The 24,049-nt window shown below is 63.3% G+C and carries 13 protein-coding genes and 1 tRNA gene; 8 read left to right on the top strand and 6 right to left on the bottom strand.

Annotated elements, in window-relative coordinates; genetic code table 11:
* Window positions 1-17: 17 nt before the first annotated feature.
* The gene (locus MUN81_RS21050) at window positions 18-503 is read left to right on the top strand and encodes an HNH endonuclease (protein WP_245114037.1); all 486 of its coding nucleotides are present in this window, start codon (window positions 18-20) and stop codon (window positions 501-503) included.
* A gap of 30 nt (window positions 504-533) precedes the next feature.
* Here MUN81_RS21050 and MUN81_RS21045 read toward each other — a convergent pair.
* Together MUN81_RS21045 and MUN81_RS21040 are read right to left on the bottom strand one after the other, a co-directional pair.
* Window positions 534-607: transfer RNA gene (locus tag MUN81_RS21045), tRNA-Arg, on the bottom strand.
* A gap of 56 nt (window positions 608-663) precedes the next feature.
* A complete protein-coding gene (locus MUN81_RS21040; protein ID WP_245114036.1) occupies window positions 664-1,977 on the bottom strand; it encodes a Pycsar system effector family protein in 1,314 nt (437 codons plus the stop codon).
* Between the two features lie 223 nt (window positions 1,978-2,200).
* Between MUN81_RS21040 and MUN81_RS21035 the strand changes: the two genes are divergently transcribed.
* From MUN81_RS21035 to ppk1, 5 genes are all read left to right on the top strand, one after another.
* Complete coding sequence (locus tag MUN81_RS21035; RefSeq protein ID WP_245114035.1) at window positions 2,201-6,181, top strand: metallophosphoesterase; 3,981 nt, start codon at window positions 2,201-2,203, stop codon at window positions 6,179-6,181.
* Window positions 6,182-6,515: 334 nt separating this feature from the next.
* Window positions 6,516-7,844, top strand: a complete 1,329-nt coding sequence (locus MUN81_RS21030) for a M43 family zinc metalloprotease (protein ID WP_245114034.1) — start codon at window positions 6,516-6,518, stop codon at window positions 7,842-7,844.
* Window positions 7,845-8,258: 414 nt separating this feature from the next.
* On the top strand, window positions 8,259-12,503 hold the full coding sequence (locus tag MUN81_RS21025; protein WP_245114033.1) for a CARDB domain-containing protein: 4,245 nt from the start codon (window positions 8,259-8,261) through the stop codon (window positions 12,501-12,503).
* Window positions 12,504-12,724: 221 nt separating this feature from the next.
* Complete coding sequence (locus MUN81_RS21020; RefSeq protein ID WP_245114032.1) at window positions 12,725-13,219, top strand: histidine phosphatase family protein; 495 nt, start codon at window positions 12,725-12,727, stop codon at window positions 13,217-13,219.
* A 160-nt stretch (window positions 13,220-13,379) separates the two neighbouring features.
* On the top strand, window positions 13,380-15,443 hold the full coding sequence (gene ppk1, locus MUN81_RS21015; RefSeq protein WP_245114031.1) for a polyphosphate kinase 1: 2,064 nt from the start codon (window positions 13,380-13,382) through the stop codon (window positions 15,441-15,443).
* A gap of 56 nt (window positions 15,444-15,499) precedes the next feature.
* On the opposite strand, the gene MUN81_RS21010 is transcribed toward ppk1, so the two are convergent.
* The 4 genes from MUN81_RS21010 to MUN81_RS20995 all read right to left on the bottom strand — a co-directional run bounded on the left by MUN81_RS21010 (window position 15,500) and on the right by MUN81_RS20995 (window position 22,152).
* Window positions 15,500-18,781 (bottom strand): M12 family metallo-peptidase, encoded by a 3,282-nt coding sequence (locus tag MUN81_RS21010; protein WP_245114030.1) that lies wholly within the window; start codon window positions 18,779-18,781, stop codon window positions 15,500-15,502.
* Between the two features lie 340 nt (window positions 18,782-19,121).
* Entirely contained in the window at window positions 19,122-20,258 is a 1,137-nt protein-coding gene (locus tag MUN81_RS21005; protein ID WP_245114029.1) for a DUF6268 family outer membrane beta-barrel protein, read from the bottom strand.
* A 100-nt stretch (window positions 20,259-20,358) separates the two neighbouring features.
* The gene (hflX, locus tag MUN81_RS21000; RefSeq protein ID WP_245114028.1) at window positions 20,359-21,684 is read right to left on the bottom strand and encodes a GTPase HflX; all 1,326 of its coding nucleotides are present in this window, start codon (window positions 21,682-21,684) and stop codon (window positions 20,359-20,361) included.
* 180 nt (window positions 21,685-21,864) lie between these two features.
* Window positions 21,865-22,152 carry a cytochrome c gene (locus tag MUN81_RS20995; protein WP_245114027.1) on the bottom strand — a complete coding sequence of 96 codons (288 nt, stop codon included), beginning with the start codon at window positions 22,150-22,152 and terminating at the stop codon, window positions 21,865-21,867.
* A 174-nt stretch (window positions 22,153-22,326) separates the two neighbouring features.
* Between MUN81_RS20995 and MUN81_RS20990 the strand changes: the two genes are divergently transcribed.
* Window positions 22,327-23,439 (top strand): glycosyltransferase family 4 protein, encoded by a 1,113-nt coding sequence (locus MUN81_RS20990; protein ID WP_245114026.1) that lies wholly within the window; start codon window positions 22,327-22,329, stop codon window positions 23,437-23,439.
* 38 nt (window positions 23,440-23,477) lie between these two features.
* Window positions 23,478-24,026, top strand: coding sequence for a dTDP-4-dehydrorhamnose 3,5-epimerase (rfbC, locus tag MUN81_RS20985; RefSeq protein WP_245114025.1), 549 nt, complete (start codon window positions 23,478-23,480; stop codon window positions 24,024-24,026).
* Window positions 24,027-24,049 lie beyond the last annotated feature (23 nt).

The raw sequence follows: 24,049 nt of genomic DNA, 5'->3' as shown, positions 1-24,049 counted from the left end.
AATCGGTAATTTGGGGCATGAATAACTGCCTGCATTGCGGTGCCCGCACAGCAAACCCCAAATACTGTTCCCGCTCGCACGCCGCCATTCATACCAACCAGCAGGCCCCCAAGCGACAACTGACGCGCAAGTGCGCCGCCTGCGAAACTCTCGTTCTCGCGAGCCGACAGTTTTGCGCAGCACACGGCAAACGCAAGGCTGATTATCGTCTATTAACCGTGGCGCAGCTCAAGGCCAAAGATGCCATCAAGCATCCCAGCTACTACCGCGGCTATTTGAACAGCATCACCCGCTTGCTCAATGCCCACCGTCCCCGCGTGTGCCAGGCGTGCGGTTATGACAAGCATGTAGAATACTGCCATAAGCAACCAATCAGTTCCTTTCCGGATTCTACGACTGTGCAAAATGTGTCCGGGCCGGCGAATATTCTGGTCTTATGTCCCAATTGCCATTGGGAATACGACCACGGCTTATTAACAGAACACCCCGCACTGCTCAGCTGATTAGAGCATGAGGTGCGGGGTGTAAGTGCGTGAGCCTGACAGGAATCCAACCTGTACTCTAGCCCTTAGGAGAGGCTTGCTTTATGCAGTTAAGCTACAGGCCCGGGTAATAAGCTTCTTCTACAAAGATAAAGCAAGGCAGCGAATCGAACCCCGCCCCCTACATCTTATACAGCAGCGCGATGCCGAACGAGAGCGCCGTCAGAATCAGCCCCACCATGAAGATGGTGTAGCTGGTGCGCAGCAGGCGGTATTTGCGAGTGAGCACCTCGCCCAGGTAATAAATGTCCGTCACCATGTTGTTGTAGAGCATGTCTTTCTGCCGCATCAGCTCGCGCATGCCGCCCTGGAAGTTGTCGAGGCTGAGCTTGGTGAACTGGCCGAAGAACAGCAGATTGACGCGGCGGTTCGTGGCAATCTGAGGGCTTTTCTTCAGCCAGGCAAAGCTCGTCACGTCGGGCTGGGCCGAGAGGATGGCCGTGATGACCGAGCCCAGAGCCGTGACCAGCAGAATACCCATCGGAATGCCCAGCACGGGGTTGCCGCTCATCATGGGGCCCAGGGCGCCGGCCTTGCCCATCTTGGCACCCAAATAGGTAATGATAACCGACATGAGCACCGCATTGAGCTGAATCATCATGCTGGCTTTTTTATCGGCCATGTCGCTCAGCTTCATGTGGTTCGAGTACATGGTGCGAAACATCGTCTCGATGCCGCGCTTGGGCTCGGCGAAGGTTTCGTTCTTCTCCTTGGCCTTCTTTTTCTTCTTTTTCTCGGTCTTTTTTAAGGCGTCGCGTTGCTCGTCGAGGTTGTCTTTGAAGGCCTTTTTGTAGCGTTCCTTGCCCGCATCGGAGTGGTACTTGTGCTCCAGCATGAAGTTGAGCTGCAGCTCGGCCCACTCGGGGTTGGAGTAGGTTTGGCCCAGCACCAGCTCCCATTCGGTGCGCAGCAGCTCGGCGCTGCTGCGGAAGTCGTCGCGCGCCAGGTTGCTCATGTCGGCGTCCACCAGTAGCTGCTGCAGCTCGGTTTCGGGCGCGTAGTCGCGGTGTGTCACTTTGATGAGGTCCTTTATCAGCTGCACCCGCCCGGCGGGCACGCCGTGCTCGGCCAGCCAGGCGCCGGCCCGCTCCATGCTGCGGAACTCGTGGCCCTCATACACGTCGAGGTAGCCGGTGTCGTGAAACCAGGCGGCCAGCAGCAGGGCCTCGGTGTCTTCGGGCGAGAGGCCGGCAGCCGGGGCCAGCACGCGGCATTCCTTCACCACGGCCTCGGTGTGGCGCAGGGAGTGGTAAGTGAGCTTGGCTTGCAGCTCCCGGGCAAACAGGTCGGAAACGTAGGTTTGAGCCTCCTTCACCAGGGGCGAGGCCTTGGCCTTGGCGGGCTTGTCGGCGGCTTCGGCGGCGAGGGCGGCTTCGGGCGGGGCGGGGTCCGTTGCCGGGGCGGGGGCAACGGTTTCGGGGGTACTTTCTTTCATGACTAGCGAAGCAGCGGCCGGTTCATTCCGGCGGGCTCGCCGGCTTTCAACGCGAAGCGCCGGGCGTAAGTTAAATAGCCCGGCCTAACCGCACGGCCGCGCTTTGCGTAACGGGCCCTAGCGCGCCGGCTGCAGGTTCGTGCCAGTACGTGGGCAGCCGGCGCTTCGTTTACCTTAACAGTACCCCGCGGCGAGCCTTGATGCTCGGCCCTTTTTCTGCTTTATGCCCCCATTTTTTCGCTTTCGCTCCGCGCTGTTGCTGCTCGGCGCCCTTTTGGCGTTTCATTCGCGTGCTTTGGCCCAGGGCGAATCGTCGCAAAACCCCCACGTTTCGCGCCCCAATTACCGCCGCGGCGGCCTCGACTGGAAAACCAAAACCCCGCCCGATAGCACCCGCATTCGCTACACTGTTTTTCTGATTGGCGACGTGGGCAAGCCCATTGCCAAGGAAAACGGCGGCGAGCCTTCGCTGAACTTCCTGCGCAAAAAAATCATGGAAGCCGGCGCCAAGAGCACCACCATCTACCTCGGCGACAACGTGTATGAGTACGGCATGCCCGAGGAAGGCGCCTACGACCGCAAAGAAGCCGAGCGCCGCCTAGCCGACCAGATTGACGTGCTGCGCGACTACAAGGGCGAGAAGTACATGATACCCGGCAACCACGACTGGAAGCAGGGCCTCACCGGCGGCCTGGAGCAGGTGCTGCGCGAGCAGCGCTTCGCCGAAAACTATATGGCCCAGGATTCTGCCGCTTTCGGCTACAGCGGCGATTTCATTACGCCCAGCAACGGCTGCCCCGGCCCCTACGAAATCCGCCTGCAGGACGATTTGGTGCTCATTACCATCAACTCGCAGTGGTTTCTGACCAAGCAGAGCGAGCGGCCCTACGGCGCCGACGGCGGCTGCGGCGTGGAGGACGAGACGGACTTTATGGCTCAACTGGAGGACATCATTGCCCGCAACAAGGACAAAAACATCATGGTGGTGGGCCACCACCCGCTGTTCTCCGACGGCATTCACGGCGGCTACTTCACGCTGGGCGACCACATTTTTCCGCTCAGCATCGTGTACAAGTACGCGTTTCTGCCGCTGCCCATCATCGGGTCCATCTACCCCTTCGCCCGCAAATACGGTGGGGTGAGCCAGGACCTGGCTTACCCGGCCTACCAGGCCTACAAGAAGGGCCTGATGGATATTTTCAACAAGTACCCCAACATCATTTACGCGGCCGGGCACGAGCACAACCTGCAATACTTCAAGGAGGGCGCCACCCACCTCATCGTGAGCGGCTCGGGCTGCAAAACCCAGCACGTGAAGCCCGGCGGCGCCGGCGATGCCCTGTTTTCGGACAAGGAAAAGGGCTGGGCCTGCGTGAACTACTACGACGACGGCCAAGTGTGGACCGAGTACTACATCCCGCAGGGCAACGGCGACAAGGCCCGCCTCGTGTTCCGCACGCCGCTGTATGCCAAAACCACGCAGGGCGTGGCCGCCACTGCGCCCGCGCCGATGACGCCCCTCGAAAAGCAGAAGAAAAAGAACGAGCAGGACGTGCAGGCCCAGCCCGTGCCCACCAAGCGCCCCGACTTCCGCGACAGCAGCGTGGTGGTGGCCATTAACCCCGGCTACAACAAGCACGGCGGCTTCCACAACTGGCTGCTGGGCGAGCACTACCGCAAGGAGTGGGCCACGCCCGTGAAGTTCCGCCTGCTGGACCTGGCCAACGACAAAGGCGGCCTGGTGCCCTACAAAACCGGTGGCGGCAAGCAAACCGCCTCGCTGAAAGTGCGCAACGAAGCCGGCCACAACTTCTCGCTGCGCGGCATCGACAAAGACCCCGCCGCGGTGCTGCCCGAGGCCCTGCGCACGGGCTTTGCCAAAGACATTCTGCAGGACCAGATTTCGGCCCAGCACCCGTATGCCTCGTTTGTGCTGCCGCCGCTGGGCACGGCGGCCGGCATTCTGCACACCAACCCCGAGCCGGTGTACATTCCGCAGGACCCTCTGCTGGGCCAGTACTACAGCGCGTTCTCGAACAAGCCGGCTGCCATTGAGGAAGACGCCAAGGACGACCAGAGCAACGTGGCCAGCCTGGGCTACGCCAAAAACTTGGTGGGCACAGACAAGATGCTGGAGCGTCTGCTCGAAGACAACGACAACAAGATTGACGCCGTGGCTTTTGCCCGCTCGCGCCTGTTCGATATGTGGATAGGCGACTGGGACCGGCACGAGGACCAGTGGCGCTGGGCCGAGGTGAAAGACAAGGACGGCGACCGCACCTTCACGGCCGTGCCCGAAGACCGCGACATTGCCTTCTTCAAAGGCGACGGTGTGCTGCCCTTCCTCATCAGCCGCAAGTTTGCGGTGCGCAACTTCCAGAACTTTGGCTACGACTACGCCGACTATAAGGGCCTGAACCAAACGGCCCTCAGCAACGACCGCACCTTTCTGAGCAGCGTGAGCCGCGAGCAGTGGGTAGCCCAGGCCCAGTACATGAAGGAGCACCTCACGGACGAGGTGATTGAAAAAGCCTTCCGCGACAAGTGGCCCAAGGAGATTTACGACCTGCACGCCAAGGAAATCATGGCCAAGCTGAAAAGCCGGCGCGACCTGCTGCCCGACGTGGCCGCCAAATACGCCGACGTGGTGGCCGACATTGTGGAAGTGCGCGGCACCCAGAAAAACGAGCAGTTTGTGGTGGACCGCCTGCCCAACGGCAACGTGCACGTGACGGTGCGCAAAATCACGAAGGAAGGCAAGGTGACCAAGGTGCTCTTCGACCGCACCGTGGAGTACGGCATCACCGACGAGCTGCGCCTCTACGGCATCAGCGGCAACGACACCTACCTGGTGAAGGGAGACGCCAGCAAGTCGGTGAAGGTGCGCGTGATAGGCGGCACCGACCGCGACACCATCCGCGACGTGAGCCACGTGGGGGGCTTCCTGCACAAAACGCAGATTTACGACGCCGATACCGGCAACGTCATCAACGCCGGAAAGGAAGCGCGCCTGCGCCTAGAGCCCGGCGTGGATGTGAGCCGCTACGACCACCCCAAGCGCTTCGACCTGAAAGACTACCGCCTGAACTACACCGGCCCGGCCTTGTTTTTCGGTTACAACATCGACGACGGCCTGCTGCTGGGCGGCGGCATCACGCACCGCCGTTACGGCTTCCGCCGCGAGCCCTTCTCTTCTGAGCAAAGCCTGGTGGCCAACTTCGCCCCGGCCCGCGACGCCTACAACTTCAAGTACACGGGGCAGTTCACGCGCATGTTTGGCAAGTACGACCTGCACATTGCGGCGCAGTACTACGGCCCGCAACTTCTGTACAACTTCTTCGGCATCGGCAACAACACCGCCAACCTAGCCACCGAAGATTCCAACCGCGGCCGCGTGACCGTGCGCACCGTGAACTCGGCCTACCGCGTGCGCTTCAACAGCCTGAACGTGGCGCCTACCCTGGAGCGCAACCTGTTCAGCTTCCTGAAGCTGGGCGTGGGCCCGCGCTACGAGCAGTTCCGCGTGGAAAAAGATCCCATTGGCTCGGTCATCAAAGACAGCCTGACCCGCGGCGGCGACGTGACCTACGAAAACCGTCACTTCGGCATCCGGGCCTCCGACTTTCAGGTCAACCAGTACCTCGGCGGCCTGCTCTACCTCAACCTCGATGCCAGCTCCTCGCCCAAAAACCCGCGCATTGGCATTCGCTGGTACAACGAGTTTCAGTACAACTTCCAGCTCAATGGCGAGCAGCTGCAATACGGCCGCCTGACTTCCGAAATCCGGGCTTACCTCACGCCCAACCTGCCCTTCCAAATCACCTATGCCGGCCGCATTGGCGTGGCGCATAACCTGGGCGACTACCGCTTCTACCAGGCCAACACGCTGGGTGGCACCACCAACCTGCGCGGCTACCGCCGCACCCGCTACTCGGGCCGCAGCAGCGTCTACGGCAACTTTGAAGCCCGCCTGCAGCTGCTGTCCTTCAACGCCTACCTGTTTCCGGGCAAGCTGGGCATTCTGGGCCTGGCCGACTTCGGCCGCGTGTATTCCGACAACGACACCCGCTCCGGCCTCTCGGCCCTGCACAGCGGCTTTGGCGGCGGCGTCTACGTCGACATCCTGAAGCAGGCCGTCATCAACGCCACCTACTCGATAGGGGAGGAGAAGCTGGTTTTCGTGGGCTTCGATTTCTTGTTCTAGGCCACCGGTTTGCCCCAGCCTTTGCCCTGGCAGCCCCGGCCACTTGTTCTCCGGAATGAGCGGCCGGGGCTGTCATTTTTTGGGTGAGAGGACGTGTAAAATTTGGCGCTTGCTCCCAACTGTGGCCAACTGCCCAAACAAGCCGCCAAGAGCATACTTTTTCAATAGATTCAATTTTTAGTTAGTATTTTCATGGTTATGGTTGCCAAATCAGCACATTCGTTCAAGAACTGTTAACGGAAAACAGTTGGCTTGCCAAAAAATATTCCTAGCTTGGCAATTCGAAGTCACCATTTTCTTACCTCCTTTCCCACCACTTATTTTCCACAACTACATGAAAAAGGCTTACCTCTCCGCGCTGGCCCTTCTAGGCAGCGCAGGCACGTTGCTGGCGCAAAACGTAGCATCCCGTGCCGCCCAATCCGTTAATGATGACGTGACGCCCGTTATCCTGCGTCGCTCCTGCGCCGCCAACGACGTGTTGCAGGCCCAAATGGCCGCCGACCCTGCCCTGGCACGCCGCATGGAAGCCATTGAAGCCCAGACGCAGCGCTTTGTGGCCGCCCGCGCGGCGGCCCAGCAACGCAACAGCGGAGGCACTACCGGCGGTACCACCACGGGCACCTCGTCGGCGCTCAGCGGCACCGTCACCATTCCGGTAGTCGTGCACGTGCTCTACAACGCCGCGGCCGAAAACATCAGCGACGCCCAGGTGCAATCGCAGATTGCCGTGCTGAACGAAGACTTCCAGAAGCTCAACGCCGACGCCAACAAAACCTATCCGTACTCGGGCCTGGCGGCCGCGGCGCCGGTGCGCTTTGTGCTGGCTCCGGGGGGCATCATCCACAAGTTCACCAAAACCCGCTCGTGGAGCACCAACGACGCGGTGAAAAACTCGAAACGCGGCGGCGATGATGCCTGGGACGCCACCAAGTACCTCAACCTGTGGTCGTGCAACCTGGGCCAGGGCCTGCTGGGCTACGCTCAGTTCCCCGGCGGCGCCACCGCCACCGACGGCGTCGTGATTCTGTACTCGGCCTTCGGCAGCCGCGCCAAATACCCCGCCGGCACCTACACCACCACCTACGACCTGGGCCGCACCGCCACCCACGAAGTGGGCCACTGGATGAACCTGCGCCACATCTGGGGCGACGACAGCGGCGCCTGCACCGGCTCCGACCAAGTAGCCGATACTCCCAACCAGGGCGCCGAGAACTACGGCTGCCCGGCCGCCGGCAAGTCCTCGTGCACCAACGCTGCCACGGGCGGCGACATGTTCATGAACTACATGGACTATACCGACGACAAGTGCATGTTCATGTTCTCGCAGGGCCAGGCCACCCGCATGACCGCCGTGTTTGATGCCGGCGGCGCCCGCTCCAGCTTCGCCGTGGCCAGCGGCGTGCTGCGCCAGACGGCCGCGGTGGCCCCCACCACGGTATACCCCAACCCCGGCCGCGACGCCGTGAGCCTGACGCTGCCCGCCGGCACCGACGCCGCCCGCTACGCCGTGCGCGTGTATGACATGAGCGGCCACGAAATGACCCAGGCCCGCTACAACGGCCAGGGCACGCTGCAAACCGCCGCGCTGCCCAAAGGCCTCTACTACATCAGCATCAGCGACGGCGTGAACACGTCACGTCAGCGTTTCGAGAAGGAGTAAGCCGCGCCCGCATCCAATTAGGATGCCCGCAGCGGCCCTGATACGCACGTTAGAGAGAAGGCCCCGGCTACATAGCCGGGGCCTTTTTTGATGCGCGCCCGGGGCTGGCTAAAGACGACGTGCACAGCAGGCGAATTGCCGGATTGGCAAAAAATGGCCAAAGCCAAAATTGTGTTGCAATTGAATTTTTGGCAAAAAAACCAGTGCCGGGCCGGTTGATTTTCGACGGAAGGCGGAAACGTTGCAAACCTCACCAGCGCAATTGCCAAACATACGGTTATTAAAATGAGATTAAAATCCGGTTAAATTGAGGATTTGACAATAAGTGCGTAACTATGAAGGAGGATTTTAAAAAATCCGCAACGCGCTTCCTTTCTGCCGCTTATCGATACTTCCACCCTTTTCTCTTTCCTTATGAGTAGAGCTACTCGACAACAAACGATGACGCCCAGAACCAGCCGTCCGCTTTTCCGCCTCGGCGGGCTGGCGGCGGGCCTGATGCTGCTGACCGGAACCACTGCCATGGCACAGTTGGCCGGCACCTACACCATCGACAAAAACCAGCCCACGGGCGGCACCAACTTCGCCAGCTTTGCGGCGGCCGCTACGGCCCTGAACACGTCGGGCATTTCGGCCAGTGTGCGCTTCAACGTGCTGAACGGGCCGTACAATGAGCAGTTTTCGCTGGGCCAGGTCATGGGCGTGAGCGCCACCGACACCATTGTGGTGGACGGCGGCGCCAGCAAGCAAACCCTGCGCTACACCGGCACCTCGGCTCAGCCGGCCGCCGTGCTGCTGAACGGCACCGACTACGTAACCCTGCAAAACCTGACCGTGGACGTGGCGGCGGGGGCTACCTACGGCATCGGCGTGCACCTGGTGGGCGCGGCCAACAACAACCGCGTGGCCAACTGCGTGGTGATGGGCACCACCGGCGCTACCTCGACCACGGCCAACGCCGCCATTGCGGCCAGCGGCACCGTGACCTCGGCCAGCTCGGCCGGCGACGCCAACAACCTGCGCATCGAGAACAACGTGCTCAGCGGCGGCTACTACTGCCTGATTCTGACCGGCACCAGCACCACGGCCCGCACCACGGGCATTCGGGTAACGGGCAACGAAATCCGGGACTTTTATGTCTACGGCCTCGACGTGGAGAATTCCAGCGCGCCCCGCGTGCTCAACAACAACGTGCACCGCAGCACCCGCGCCACCGTGGGGGCCTTCTACGGCGTGTACCTGCTTGGCACCGCCAGCGCGGCCGTGGAGCGTAACCGCATTCACGACCCGTTCACGGGCAATACGGCGGCCACGGGAGCGGCCTACGGCATCTACTTCTCGGGCGATGCGACGGCCGGCGCGGAAAATGACGTGGTGAACAACCTCGTCTACAACTTCAATGGCTCGGGGACTGAATACGGCTGTTACAACACCAGCGCTGACTACGTTCGGTACTACCACAACACGATTTCGCTGGACAACCAGGCGGCCACCGGCACCACCCAAACCACCTACGGCTTCTATCAGACAACTTCGGCCACGGGCATTGAGCTGCGCAACAACGTGATAAGCGTGACGCGCACCGGCGGCTCGGGCGACAAAACGGCCCTGGCGTTCGTCACCACCGCGTCGACCATCGCCTCGAACTACAACGACTTGTACGTGGGCAGCGGCCCCGGCTACGTGACCGGCACCTACGGCACCACCGACTACGCCACTCTGGCCAACTGGCGCACCGCCAACGGCGGCGCGTACGACCAGAACAGCGTGCAGGTAAACCCCGAGTTTGTGAGCCCGACCCTGGTACCCTCGGCCAGCCCCCTCAACGGCACGGCCACGCCGCTGGCGCGGGTGCCGCGCGATTTTGCCAACGCCCTGCGCAGCACCACGGCCCCCGACCTGGGCGCTTACGAATTCACGCCGGCCAGCAACGACGTGGCGGTGGAAAGCATCGACTCGCCCACGGCGCCCGTGGCCCCCGGCGCCCGCCCCGTGACGGTGACGATTCGCAACAACGGCGCAGTGGCCCTGAACTCGGTGCGGCTGGAGTACACGCTGAACGGGGGCACGCCGGTGGCCCAAACCTTCACCCTGACCGGCGGCGTGGCCCCCGGCACCACCCGCGCCGTGTCGTTCACCACCCCGGCCACCATCGTGACGGGCGCCAACGTGCTGGCCGTGACGGCCAGCCTGCCCAATGGCAGCACCGACGCCAACCCCGGCAACAACAGCCAGACGCTGACGCTGTACACGGCCATGGCCGGCACCTACACCATCAACAAAAGCCAGCCCACGGGCGGCACCAATTTCGCCAGTTTTGCGGAAGTGGCGGCGGCGCTCAACTCGGGCGGCATCTCGGCCAGTGTGCGCTTCAACGTGCTGAACGGGCCGTACAATGAGCAGTTTTCGCTGGACCAGGTAACGGGCGTGAGCGCCACCGACACCATTGTGGTGGACGGCGGCGCCAGCAAGCAGACCCTGCGCTACACCGGCACCTCGGCTCAGCCGGCCGCCGTGCTGCTGAACGGCACCGACTACGTGACCCTGCAAAACCTGACCATTGACGCTTCGGCGGGCACCACCTACGGCATCGGCGTGCTGCTGGTGGGCGCGGCCAACAACAACCGCGTGGCCAGCTGCGTGGTGATGGGCCCGGCCACGGCCACCTCGACCACGGCCGATGCCGCCATTGCGGCCAGCGGCGGCGTGGCATCGGGCACTTCGGCCGGCGATGCGCGCAACCTGCGCATCGAGAACAACGTGCTCAGCGGCGGCTACTACTGCGTGATTGTGACGGGCACGAGCACCACGAGCCGTGCCACCGGCCTGCGCGTGACGGGCAACGAAATCCGCGACTTCTACGCCTACGGTCTGGACGTGGAAAACCAGTCGGGCGCCCAGTTGCTCGGCAATAACATTCACCGCAGCACCCGCGTCAACGTGAGCACCTTTTATGGCGTGTACCTGGTGGGCAGCGCGGGCACGGCCATCGAACGCAACCGCATCCACGACAGCTTCACGGGCAACACCAGCGACACGGCGGCGGCGTACGGCCTGTATTTCACCAGCGACGGTACGGCCGGGGCCGAAAACGACGCAGTGAACAACCTCGTCTACAACTTCAACGGCGCGGGCACGGAGTACGGCATCTACAACACCAGCTCCGACTTCGCCCGCTACTACCACAACACGTTTTCGCTCGACAACGCCGGGCCGGGCACCACGCGAACCACCTACGGCTTTTACCAGACCGGCGCGGCCACGGGCATCGACTTCCGCAACAACCTGGTGAGCGTGACGCGCACCGGCGGCACGGGCAGCAAGTACGCGCTGTACTTTGTGACGACGACCTCGACCATCACCTCGAACTACAACGACCTGTACGTGGGCACCGGCGCGCTCTACTTCACGGGCCGCTACGGCACCACCAACTACGCGGCCCTCTCGGACTGGCGCACCGCCAACGGCAACGCCTACGACCAGAACAGCGTGCAGGCCGAGCCCCGCTTCGCCAACCTGGCCCAGGGCAACCTGCAGCCTACCACCGCTCCGCTCAACGGCGCTGGCGTTGCGCTGGCCCGCGTGCCGCGCGACTTTGCGGGCGTGCTGCGCTCCACGCCGCCCGACCTGGGCGCCTACGAGTTTGCGCCCGTGACCGACGACGTGGCCCTCGTGAGCATCGACTCGCCCACGGCCGTGGCCGTGCCGGGCGTGAACCCCGTGCGCGTCACCATTCGCAACAACGGCGTGGGCCCGCTGGCCTCCGTAACGTTGGCCTACAGCCTCAACGGGGCCACGCCCGTGTCGCAAACCTTCACGGGCCTTTCGCTGGCCACCGGCGCCAGCCAGCAGCTCAGCTTCACGCAGGGCGCCAACGTGAGCGTGAGCGGCACCAACACCCTGAGCGTGACGGCCAGCCTGCCCAACGGCAACCCCGACGGCAACGCCAGCAACAACACCCAGACCCTCACCTTCAATCAGCCCACCCCGCCCAACGACGAGCCCTGCAACGCCGTGGCGCTAATTACCGGCGTCACCACGACGTCTTCGAACAGCGGTGCCAGCACCAGCACCCAAGCCGGCATCAGCACGCCGGCCTGCGGCGGCGGCAACCTGCCCCGCGACGTGTGGTTTGCCTTCTCGCCCACCGGCCCGAACATGACCCTGACGCTGACCGGCGCCCCTGCCGGCACCTTGCGCATCTTCACCAGCCCCAGCTGCTCGGCTGGTCCGTTCAACCTGGTGCAGTGCGAAGGCAGCGGCACAGCCAACACGGCCCTGGGCACCGTATCGGTGAGTGGCCTCACGGTGGGCCAAGGCTATTATCTGGCCGTGAGCGGCTTTGGCGCTTCGGATACACCGGGTACGTTCACCATTACTCCCTCGGTGGTGTCGAGCAGCCGCAACAGCCTTAGCACCGCCCTCGCCGTGTACCCCAACCCCAGTGCCACCGGCGAGCTGCTGTTTCACCTGGCCACCGGTACGGCCGGCACCGGCACGGTCGCGCTGCTGAACGCCCTGGGCCAAGTGGTGAAACACCAGCCCCTGGCCGGCACCGGCGAGCAGACCGTGGCGACCCGTGGCCTGGCCGCAGGCCTCTACACGCTGCGCGTGCAGGCCGGCGCCGAGGTGCTGACCCGCAAGGTGGTGCTGCAATAACCCGTTGTTTCCGCTGCTTCTTCTGAGCTATTCTTTCAAACTGGAAAAGCCCCGGCCACATGGCCGGGGCTTTTTTGGTGCGCTGCATTCGGGCCAATGCAGCATTTAGCACTTGGTGGTAAGCCACTGTTGCTTCTGCGGCCGAATGAATTTTCGGGCGTCCTGCACCATAACCTTTTCCTAATGTCCGCGGTAAGCCAAACGCCCCTAGCTTCGCTTTCATGAAAACCCTGTACCTCCTTCGCCACGCCAAATCCAGCTGGAGCTTCGACGAGCTCAGCGACCAGGAACGCCCCCTCAACGACCGGGGCCGCGACGATGCCCCGCTCATGGGCAAGGCCCTGGCCAAGCGCCGCATCTGCCCAGATTTGGTGGTGAGCTCGCCGGCCGTGCGCGCCATGAGCACGGCCGTGCTGGTGGCCCGCGAAATGCAATACCCCCACGACAAGATTGTGGTCGATGCCGGCATCTACAACACCGACGTGGACGGGCTGCTCGGCGTCATTCACCACCTGCCCGACACGGCTGCTTCGGTGCTGCTAGTGGGCCACAACCCCACCATCACCGAAACGGCCAATGAGCTGTCGCCGTCGTCGCTGAACGAGATGCCCACCGCCGCCGTGGTGTGCCTGCGCTTCGATACCGACCGCTGGGAAGACGTGGCCAAAGCCAACGCCGAGTTCTACTTCTACGACTACCCGCGCAATGCGGAATAAGCCGTCGGCAAACTGGATTACGAAAAAATAACGTCTGGCCAGACACAGCCGACGCATCTCTGCCGTAGAAGGATTTAATGCCTTCGTAACGAAGCGGTAGAGATGCTTTGACTTCGTTCAGCAGGCCCATTTCGTTAATTTTTTCAATAATCCCCACGAATTGAAAGTCCTTTCCCGCGACCTGAGCTGGCTGCGTTTCAACGCCCGCGTGCTGCAAGAAGCCCAGAGCCCCGCCGTGCCGCTGCTGGAACGGCTCAAGTTTCTGGCCATTTTCAGCAGCAACCTCGACGAGTTTTTCAAGGTGCGCGTGGCCACGCTGCGGCGACTGGCCAAGCTCAAAAAGAAAACCCGCGCCCGGCTCAGCGAGCGGCCCAAGCGCGTGCTGAAGGAAGTGCTGGCCGAAGTGGCGCGGCAGCAGGAGGAATTCGGCGCCACGTTCAGGGAGCAGCTACTGCCCGAGCTTAACGCCCACCACATTCACCTCATCAGCGAAGCGGAGCTGACCGACGCGCAGCGCGAGTGGACGGCCCGCTACTTCCGCGAAAACGTGCGCGACCTGCTCTCGCCGGTGGCGCTGGACGAGACGCTGCACCACCTCTTTCTGAAGGACCAGGCCGTCTACCTCACCTTCTTCCTCAGCCAGCCGCGCGAGCGTAAGGCCAAAGCCGAAGCTGAGCGTGTGCTGGTGATGGAGCTGCCCACCAAGCGCCACGGCGGCCGCTTCGTGCGCCTGCCGGACGAGGGCGAGGAGCGGTTCGTGTTGTTTCTCGACGACGTTATCCGGGTCGGCGCGGCCGAGCTGTTTCCGGCGTACGAGCGGGTCGACGTCAACGCCATCAAGCTCTCGCGCGATGCGGAGCTTGATATCGAGGAAGAAGTATCGGGCGACTTGATGGAGAAAATCCGCAGCAGCCTGGCCAAGCGCACCACCGGTTTTCCGGCCCGCCTGCTCTACGACCCCCGCATGCCCGCCGAGGCCCTGCGCGCCATCAAACAGAAAACCGGCATCACCGACGAAGAGCTGGTGGAAGGCAGCCGCTACCACAATTTCCGCGACTTTTTCGGCTTCCCGGATTTTGGCGAAACCAGCTTCCAGTACCCCGAGTGGCCGGCGCTGGCCCACCCCACGCTGCCGCGCACGGGCAGCCTGCTCGACGCCATTGGGCAGCGCGACCACCTGCTGCACCCGCCCTACCAAAGCTTCGACTACGTGACGCGCCTGCTGCGCGAAGCCGCCACCGACCCGCGCGTGTCCAGCATCAGCATCACGCTCTACCGCGTGGCCAGCAAAAGCGCCGTGGTAAAAGCCTTGCTCAAAGCCGCCAAGCACGGCAAGCAGGTCACGGCCGTGGTGGAGCTGAAAGCGCGCTTTGACGAAGAGTCGAACCTGTTTTGGGCCGACAAGCTGAAGCGCGCCGGCGCCCACGTCGTGTTCACGCCGCCCGAGCTCAAGTGCCACAGCAAGCTGCTGCTCATTGCGCGCCGCGAAGCCGACGAAACCACCCGCCGCTACGCCTATTTCAGCACCGGCAACTTCAACGAAAGCACCGCCGGCCTTTACACCGACCACGGTCTGTTCACGGCCGATGAGCGGCTCACGCAGGAGTCGGCGGCCGTGTTTGGCTACCTGCTCGACCAAAGCACCGTGCCCCAGCTGGAATACCTGCTGGTGGCGCCTTTCGGCCTGCGCCCCGGCCTCAGCACCCTCATCGACTACGAAATCAAGCAGGCCAAAAAGGGCAGGGATGCCTCCATCATTCTCAAGGTCAACGCCATTGAGGACGAAGGCATGATTGCCAAGCTCTACGAAGCCAGCAAGGCCGGCGTGCGCATCGAGCTCATTGTGCGCGGCATTGGCCGCTTGCTGCCGGGCCTGCCCGAATGCAGTGCCAACATTCAGCAGCGCGGCCTAGTAGACCGTTTCCTGGAGCATAGCCGCGTGTATGTATTCGGCCATGGCGGCGAGGAGAAAGTGTACGTTTCGTCGGCTGACTGGATGACACGCAACCTCGACCGCCGCGTGGAAGTAGCTTTCCCCATCTTCGACGACGGCCTGCGGGCTGAAGTGCGCCACCTGCTCGACCTGCAGCGCCGCGACAATGTGAAGGCCCGCGATTTCGACAACAAATACATTGAAGCCGCCGAAGGCGAAAAGCCCCTGCGTGCTCAGGAGGCCACCTACGCGTGGCTAAAAGGCCTGAAGCGCCGGATGGCAAAGCAGTAAAGCAAAACGGTCATGCTCAGCATGACCGTTTTGCTTTACTGCTGCGGCAGCACCTTTTAAAACGATACCTTCTGCTGCAGCGGCGCACCCGTGGTCGGCTGCAGCTTGAACACGTAGAGGCCCTGCCAGCGGCTGGTACCGGGCACGGGCAGCAAGGTGGTGCCGGCGGGCAGCGTCACCGTCTGTTGCCACACGGTGCGGCCCACCAGGTCGGTGGCGCTGAGCTGCACGGTTTGGGCGCGGGGGCTTTGCAGCTGCAGCTGCAGCGTGGTGCCCGTGGGAACCGGGTTGGGGAAAGCCTGCAGGCTGAGCGCCGGTTGAGGGGCTGCGTCGCGCTGCACGCTGACGGTGGGCGAGTAGCTGGCCGGGCCGTCTTGGTCCTGCACCAGCAGGCGGTAGTAGGCCAGGCCAGCGGGCGGGGCAGTGTCGGAGAGAGTATAGCGGTGGGCCGTGCTGGTGTTAGTGGCCGGCACCCGGCCCAGCGCGGCAAACGTGGTGCCGTCGAGGCTGCGCTGCACTTCAAAATACGCCACTTTCTCTTCCGAAGCCGTGGTCCATTCCAGGGCGTTCACCGGCCCGGCGGCCCGGCCCGTGAAGCTGGTGAGCACCACCGGCAGCGGGTTGCCGGTGATGGTGACGCGCCGGGTGTTGGTGCTGAGCTGGCCGCAGGGCGCCAGGTTGCCCAGGGCCGTCTGCAGACTGCTCAACAAGCCGTTTTGCAGCGAGCTCACGTTGTAGCCGCCCTGCAGCAGCAGGCCGTACACATCGTAGGTGCCGGCCGGCAGGGAGCGCAGGTCAGCCGCGGGAGCCACCTGCACCACGGCGTTGGTGGCGGTGTTCACCACGGCGTATTGGTACTCATAGCCCAGGCTCGCCAAGGGCGCAAACACCTTGCCCCCGGCCGGCGACGACGTGAACGTGACGCTGTAGGCACCCGGCACCGGCGCCGACGGCGTGGTGCTGCCAAAATCTGACAGCACCAGCGTGTAGCGCTGCCCGGCCGTGAGTGCCACCGTCAGGTTGCGGGATAAAAAGGTGCTGGGAATAAAATTGTTGGCCAGCACATTCTGGCAGGGGTCGCTGGGCACGAAGCCGTTGCTGTCGTACACCCGAATAACCATGTTATTGAAACCCACGGGTGTGCCGATGGTGTAGGTGCCCGTGGTTGAAGGCACAAACACGTAGCTGTCGTAGTACTGCACGTTGCTGTAGCGGAAGCAGGTGCTCACGTTGTTCGACAGAAACGTGGTGGGGTCGGTGGCCGCGATGGTGCCGGTCAGCTGGTTCACGCCCGCGAGCTCGGTGAGGCTGAAGGCGTTCTGTGTCAGGTTCAGAGCAGCGTCGCCGACCGGGGCGCTCACGGCCGTGGCGGGCAACAGCTGCGAGGCCACCGGCGCGCAGGGCCCGATGGGAAAATCCACGTCGTTGACGTCGAAGAAGATGTTGCCCACGGCCTCCACGCGGAGGCGTGCCTGCGTGGTGGTCACAGCCGGAATGCTCACGGCTTCGGTGCCGTCGTTGGACGTAGCGGCAGCCAGCACCGTCGGGAAGGTCTGGCCGCCGTCGGTGGAAAGCGTGATGCGCACCTGGCCCACGTTGATGGGCGCTGCGTTGGTGCCGTTCACGGACCACGTCACGGTGGCTTGCTGGCCGGCTATCCAGAGCGCGGCCGTGTTCTGGGTGGTCACGGCGAAGGGACCGGTGCCGGGGGCCACGGTCAGGGTCACGTTGTCGGTGGTGAAGGTGCCGCCGCTGGCGCGCTGGTCGCGGGCCGTCACCACAAAGTGCAGGTCGCGGCCCACGTTGGGCAGGGCCTCGCCCAGGATGTCGGCCGGCCGGTTACTATTAGCCAGCACGTACTGCAGGTCCGGAAACGTGCGGCTGGGCGTGGTGCGCGGTGGCCGGGGCCGAAACAGCGGTGCCTCGGGGTCGTCGACGGCGGCCAGGCCGCCCGTGCCCACGATGCTGCCCAGGGCGTTGAGGTTGGTGGTGTAGTCGAACTGGTTCCAGGTGTACACGAGGGCCTCGCCGTCGGGGTCGGCGCCGCTGGCCGTGAGGGTGAAGGGCGTGTTGCGCGGAATCACGTAGTCGGCCCCGGCGCTCAGGGTGGGCGGGCGGTTGGCGTTGGCCGTCACGGTGGGGCAGCTCACGCTCAGCAGCTCGTCGCGCATCTGGCTGAGCGAAAGCGTATTGAAATGGTCTTCGTCCGTAGGTCCCACGCCTTGCAGGGTTTGGGCGCCGCACACGTAGGTGTAGCCCATGATGGTGGCCCCGCCGCCGGGCTCCAAGTTGCTGCCCAGCGAGCCGCTGCCGCAGGGGCCCGTAAACGTGTGCGAAGCCCCGTGCTGGTGCCCCATCTCATGGGCCAGCACCTGCCGGAATCCCGTGGGCCGCACCCCCGACCACGCCCCGGCCCGGTAGGTCAGGTTGCTGTTGCAGATGATGCCCACGTAGGCCACGCCCCCGCCGCTGTTGTGGAAGCAGTGGCCCAGGTCGTACGAGCTGCTGGCAAAACGGCCGCCGATGAAGCCCGCCACTTCGCCCAGGTTCTGGTTGCGCAGCCGGCCCGCGGCAGCAGCGTCCGAGCTGGCCAGGGTGGGTGTGGTCATGGCCGAAAAGTAGTAGCTGCCGCTGCTGGGCAGCGCCAGCTCGAAGCTCACCGACAGCTCCTGCGAGTAGAGGGCCGACATCTGGTTCATGGCCGTCACCACGGCCTGCTCCACCAATGGGTCGGTGCCGCCGTTGTCGGTGTAGAATTCCTGCGTGACGAGGATGGCGTAGCGAATGCGCCGCAGCTGCGTGCCAAAGCTGAACGGCGCGGGCTGGGTCGAGAAACTGCCGGGCCGCCGGAGCCCGCTGGCCGCGTCGACCACGCCGCAGGGGCCCGCATCGGGCGCAGTGGGCTGCAGCAGGTAGGCCTGGCCATCGGGCGCGGGCCGCAGGCTGGCCGCCTCAGTGCCCCCGGCAAAGTCGGCCGTAAGGCCCTTGGGCGTCAGTACAATGGATATGCGGTGCGCGGGCCGGCCGGTTTCGTAGCCCACGAAAGTGCGCAGCCGCCGCTGGGCCGCCGCATCGGTGGCCGGCAGCACAAACGACTCGGTGAGCACAAAGGTCCGCTCGCCGCCTAGGGTGGGCAAGCTCACGCGGTAGGCGGTCGCCTGCCGGGCGCGCACGCTGGCGCCCGGTGCCGGGGCCAGCTGCTGCCGCAGCAGCGCTACGTCCAGGGCCACGCGCCGGGCCGGACCGGGCTGCGCCCGCAAAATCTGGGCTGCTACCGGGCGGGCGCCGCCCATCAGGCCCACAAACAGCGCGATTGCAAATAATAGTACTTTGCTCATTAAATACTGAAATGAGAAATGAAAAGAACCAGCTGAAACTTCCTTCGCTCCGCGAGGGCTCAGACGCACATTAGCTCACGCCTCTGCCCGCCGCCAACTCTAAGAAGAGAATAAAAGTGTCATTTTAAGCCAAAAACGAATTTGTTCCGGCAAGGTACGGCGGAGCTTAAGAAGGCGCTGGTAGAGGCGGCGGCAGACCGTCGGCATTGGGCCAATAAAAATGGCCAGTCGTGAGACTGGCCATTGGGTTTGCTGTTATAGGATAAAACGTATAGACGAGTTGGGGCAGCACAAGGCTTAAGCGCCAAAAGATGGCCGGGTTTGTAGCCCCGGCCTCAGCCTAGCGGCGTACGCCGGCCTTCTCCAACAGCTTGCGCGGCGGCGTGATGAACAGTTCCAGGCTGGCGTAGGGCGCGCCGTTCAGCTGCGAGTCGATGATTTTCTCGCGGTCGGCGTTGGTGCGGTCGAAGGCGTCGAAGGCGTAGTTGTAGCGGTAGCCGCCCTCGGCGCCCAGCCACAGGAAGCTCAGCAGCTCGCGCTCCCAGCGCAGCCGGAATTTGACTTCGGTTTCGCGCAGCTCCAGGGTGCTGAGCACGGCCTTGCTGAGGTCGGGGCTGCCGTCGGCGTTTTTGCGGGCTAGCGGCGCGCGCGTCAGGTGCACGATGTAGTTGTAGCCGTCCACGGTGTAGCCGGCGTAGAGAATGGAGCTGGGGTTCACGTTGTAGCGCAGCGTAATGCGGGCCGGCGCCAAAGCCTCTACGCCCCAGCGGTTGTTGAAGGTGCGGTTGTACACCACGGCTGGGTAGATGCTGAGACGCCCAAACGTGTAGCCGTACTGAAAGCCCACGCCCCACGAGAAATTCGGGCTGCGCTTCCAGCCATAAATGGCCTCGGCCGAAAAGCGGGAATAATCAGATTTAGAAAGCTCGCTCGACGTGTAGTCGCCGCTGAGCTCGCCTTTCACGCGGGCCAGGTACCAGTGCACGTCATCCACGGGCCGGATAATGGCAATTTGAGCCGCGGTGCTCTTCAGGCCCTTGTTTTCGATGTTGTCGTAGAGCTCGTAAGAAGTGGGCAGCTGCGCAAACTGAAATTCCTCGCGCTCGTAGCTCAGTCCCACAATCACCTTGAGGTGCGGGTGGTTCCAAGCCGGAATGTAGCCCTTGATAGACAGGCGGGCGTTTTTGGTGGCCTCGGTGCTGAAATCATTCAGCCCCTGCACCTGCGCCGACGACGACACCCCGAAGCGCGGCATTCGCTCGTAGCGCACTATCAGGCCCTTGCTGGGGCCCATGCCCAGCACCGAGGGGTTGGCAAACTGCTGCTTGTCGTGCAGCTGGGCATCGTTGGCGGCCGTGTCCTGGGCAGTGGGCGCGGCGGGCGGGTACACCCGTTCCTGCACCTGCGCGTGGGCCGCGCTGGCCGTACTCAGTAGCGCAGCCGCCAGCGTAGCCCGGCGAAACATCGAATCTGACATAAGGAAGCAAACCGGCCGTTATGGCGCAGTTTGCTCCCTTACGCGAAAAACTCAACTTAGGCCGCCCATTCCGCATTGGTAACATAGGCGTAACACACGCCTACTCGGCAGCCGTCTGGTAGGGGTAGCGCTGCTGGTGCAGGGCTGCCACACGCTTGGCCAGCAGCTCGCGCAGCTCTTCCAGGTTGGTGCGCTGCTGCGCTGACACAAAAACCACCGGGTCGTGCAGCTTGGCCATGTAGGTGGCCTGCAGCTGCTCCAGCGGCGGGCGCGGCGCGGCCGATTCCTCATCTTCCGACTCGTGCACTTCGCCGAACGGGTCCTTTTCGGCCTCGTCGGGCTTGTACTGGTCTATTTTGTTGAACACCAGTAGCACGGGTTTATCGGCCGCGCCGATGTCGGCCAGCGTGTCGTTCACTACCTGAATCTGCTCCTCGAAGCCGGGGTGCGAGATGTCGACCACGTGCAGCAGCAGGTCAGCCTCGCGAATCTCATCGAGCGTGCTCTTGAAGCTCTCAATGAGCTTGGTGGGCAGCTTGCGGATGAACCCCACGGTATCGGACAGCAGGAAGGGGTTGTTGTCGAGCACCACCTTGCGGGTGGTGGCGTCCACGGTGGCGAAAAGCTTGTTTTCGGCGAAAACGTCGGCCTTGCCCAGCACGTTCATCAGGGTGCTTTTGCCCACGTTGGTGTAGCCCACCAGGGCTACGCGCACCAGGCCGCCGCGGCTTTTGCGCTGGGTGTGGCTTTGCTTGTCGAGGTCTTCGAGCTTTTCCTTCAGAAAGGCAATGCGGTCGCGCACGATGCGGCGGTCGGTTTCAATCTCGGTTTCGCCGGGGCCCTTCATGCCCACGCCGCCGCGCTGCTTGTCCAAGTGAGTCCAGAGGCCGGTGAGGCGGGGCAGCAAGTATTGGTATTGCGCCAGCTCCACCTGCGTGCGCGAAGTGGCCGATTTCGCCCGCAGCGCGAAAATGTCCAGAATGAGCAGCGAACGGTCTACAATTTTCACCAGCAGCTCGGCCTCAAGGTTGCGGAGTTGGGAAGGGGAGAGGTCGTCATCGAACACGACCATGCTGCTGCCCTCGTGCTGCACGTAGGCCTTGATTTCGGCCAGCTTGCCCTCGCCCACATAGGTGCGGATGTCGGGCTTTTCGAGGCGCTGCACGAAGCGCTTGGTGGCGGTGGCACCGGCCGTTTCAATCAGAAAGGCCAGCTCGTCGAGGTATTCCTGGGTTTGGGCTTCGGATTGCCGGCGCGGGGGCACGCTCACGAGCACAGCGGTTTCCTGCTCCTTGGCGGTCTCGTAGGTGCCGTTGTCGGCCGATTTGGCGAGGATGCGACCGGCGCGGCCCTTCACGTTATCGGTGGCGCCGATGTGGCGGGTGCTGTTGGTGTGCTTGCGGCCGCCGGATTGGGAAGTTGCCATGTAATGGGTGCTTGGTGGTTGGTGCTTAGTGCTTGGTCGGTGGGTGGTCGGAGCTATTTGTCATCCTGAGCGCAGCGAAGGACCTTCTCGCCCGAGAACGGCTTGAAGTTATCAAACGAAGCAAACGTGAAAAGGTCCTTCGCTGCGCTCAGGATGACAGATTTTTTCAAAATCCAAACGCTATTTCAGCGTGAGCGAATACGCCACCACCTGCTGCACCTGCTCGGGCGTGAGCACCTTGCCGAAGGCCGGCATCTTGCCCATGCCGTTGGTGACGAGGTAGGTGCGGCCGAAGGCGTTGAGGTTGCTTTTGGTGAGGTCGTGGGCGCCGTTGAGGCCCTTTTTGCCGTTGGCGCCGTGGCAGCGCACGCAGTTTTTCTGAAAAATGGCCTGGCCCGGCAGCACGGGCGGGCCAGCCACAGCCAGTTGGGGAAGCAGCAACAACAGCGCCGAAAATCGAGTGTTCATACCTGGGCTAACACAAAATCAGGCCACAAAGTACCGGCAGAAATAGGGAATGAGGGCAGGAGGGTATGGGGGTAGGAGGTGCTTTTGTTCGCAACATGCCTGCCATCGCGCCGTAGGCCCGACCTTTGCCAACTCATACCCGCCTACTCCCATACCCTCTTACCCTAACAAAAAGTGCGCGTCGCCATCGTCATCAACACCAGCTGGAATATCTGGAATTTTCGCGCCAGCCTCGTGCGCGCCCTGCAGGCCGCCGGCCACGAAGTGCTGGCCATTGCCCCGCCCGACGACTATTCTGCGCGCCTCGAATCCGAGCTGGGTTGCCGCTACGTGCCCATCCTGATGGAAAACAAGGGCACCAACCCGGTGAAGGACGCTGCCCTCACGCGCCGCTTCTACCAGATTTACAAGCGGGAGCGGCCCGACGTGGTGCTGCACTACACCATCAAGCCCAACATCTACGGCAGCATTGCCGCCAAGCTGGCGGGCATTCCCAGCATCAACAACGTGAGCGGGCTGGGCACGGTGTTCATCGTGAAGAACTTCGTGAGCAAAGTGGCCCTGGGCCTCTACCGCTTCGCCTTCCGCTTCCCGGCCAAAATATTCTTTCAGAACGGCGATGACCGGCAGCTGTTCCTCGAAAACGGCCTGGTGCGCCGCGAAATCACCGACCTGCTGCCCGGCTCCGGCGTCGACACCCAGCGGTTTCGGCCGGCAGCGGAGTTTGTGCGCCAAACGCCGTTTGTGTTCCTGATGGTGGCCCGCGTGCTGTATGAGAAAGGCGTGGTGGAGTACTTCGAGGCGGCCAAAATCATTCGGCAGGCCGTGCCCGGCACCCGCGTGCAGCTGCTGGGCGGGCTCGACGAGGCCGGCGGCGTGGGCGTGCCCCGCGCCACGTTTGAGGAGTGGCTGAAGAGCGGCGACATCGAATACCTGGGCCGCTCCGATGATGTGGCCGCCCACATCCATCAGGCCGACTGCGTGGTGCTGCCCAGCTACCGCGAAGGCACCCCCAAAACCCTGCTCGAAGCAGCTGCCTGCGGCAAGCCCATCGTGACCACCGACGTGCCCGGCTGCCGCGAAACCGTGGTGGACGGCCGCAACGGCTACCTCTGCCAGGTGCGCTCGGGCGAAGACCTGGCCGCCAAGATGCTGCAAGTGCTGCGCCTGAGCGACGCCGACCTGCGCGGCATGGGCCAAAATAGTCGCTACCTTGCCGAAACCAAATTCGACGAGAAACTGGTGCTCGACAAATACGTCTCGGCCGTGGCGGCGGTGAAAAAATGACCCTGCGGGCGGCCCGGGCACATCCTACCTTTGCGCCAATGCAAGCCAAAACCCACGCCCTGTCCGGGCTCATCGAATTTATTCCCCGCTTGTTCGGCGACTCCCGGGGCGTGTTCTACGAAACCTACAGCGCCCGGCAAATGCAGGAGCTGGGCCTGCCGCCGGACATTGCTTGGGTGCAGGACAACCAGTCGAAATCGCAGCCGGGCGTGGTGCGCGGGCTGCACTTCCAGCGCCCGCCCCACGCGCAGGCCAAGCTGGTGCGCGTGGCCCACGGCCGCGTGCGCGACGTGGTGGTGGACCTGCGCCGCGACTCGCCCACCTACGGCCGGCACTCGCAAGTAGAGCTCAGTGCCGCCGTGGGCAATATTTTGTTTATTCCGGCGGGCTTCGCGCACGGTTTTGTGGCGCTGGAAGAGGACACGCTGTTCCTTTACAAGTGCTCCGACTACTACGACCCTGCCAGCGAAGGCGGCCTGTGCTGGAACGACCCCGCCCTGGCCATCAACTGGGGCGTAGCCGACGCCTTGGTGTCGGCCAAAGACGCCACCCTGCCCACGCTGGCCGAGTTCGAAAGCCCGTTTTAGGGCAGTTAGCAGTGAACAGTTAT

Origin of the sequence: Hymenobacter sp. 5317J-9, from assembly GCF_022921075.1 — a bacterium.
In the GTDB taxonomy this organism is placed as follows: domain Bacteria; phylum Bacteroidota; class Bacteroidia; order Cytophagales; family Hymenobacteraceae; genus Hymenobacter.
This window is presented reverse-complemented; position numbering and strand designations above follow the sequence as displayed.

Excerpts from the sequence above, each read along its gene's own strand:
- MUN81_RS21050 (WP_245114037.1), top strand. The coding sequence starts at position 18 with ATGAATAACTGCCTGCATTGCGGTGCCCGCACAGCAAACCCCAAATAC.
- MUN81_RS21040 (WP_245114036.1), bottom strand. The coding sequence starts at position 1,977 with ATGAAAGAAAGTACCCCCGAAACCGTTGCCCCCGCCCCGGCAACGGAC.
- MUN81_RS21035 (WP_245114035.1), top strand. The coding sequence starts at position 2,201 with ATGCCCCCATTTTTTCGCTTTCGCTCCGCGCTGTTGCTGCTCGGCGCC.
- MUN81_RS21030 (WP_245114034.1), top strand. The coding sequence starts at position 6,516 with ATGAAAAAGGCTTACCTCTCCGCGCTGGCCCTTCTAGGCAGCGCAGGC.
- MUN81_RS21025 (WP_245114033.1), top strand. The coding sequence starts at position 8,259 with ATGAGTAGAGCTACTCGACAACAAACGATGACGCCCAGAACCAGCCGT.
- MUN81_RS21020 (WP_245114032.1), top strand. The coding sequence starts at position 12,725 with ATGAAAACCCTGTACCTCCTTCGCCACGCCAAATCCAGCTGGAGCTTC.
- MUN81_RS21010 (WP_245114030.1), bottom strand. The coding sequence starts at position 18,781 with ATGAGCAAAGTACTATTATTTGCAATCGCGCTGTTTGTGGGCCTGATG.
- MUN81_RS21005 (WP_245114029.1), bottom strand. The coding sequence starts at position 20,258 with ATGTCAGATTCGATGTTTCGCCGGGCTACGCTGGCGGCTGCGCTACTG.
- hflX (WP_245114028.1), bottom strand. The coding sequence starts at position 21,684 with ATGGCAACTTCCCAATCCGGCGGCCGCAAGCACACCAACAGCACCCGC.
- MUN81_RS20995 (WP_245114027.1), bottom strand. The coding sequence starts at position 22,152 with ATGAACACTCGATTTTCGGCGCTGTTGTTGCTGCTTCCCCAACTGGCT.
- rfbC (WP_245114025.1), top strand. The coding sequence starts at position 23,478 with ATGCAAGCCAAAACCCACGCCCTGTCCGGGCTCATCGAATTTATTCCC.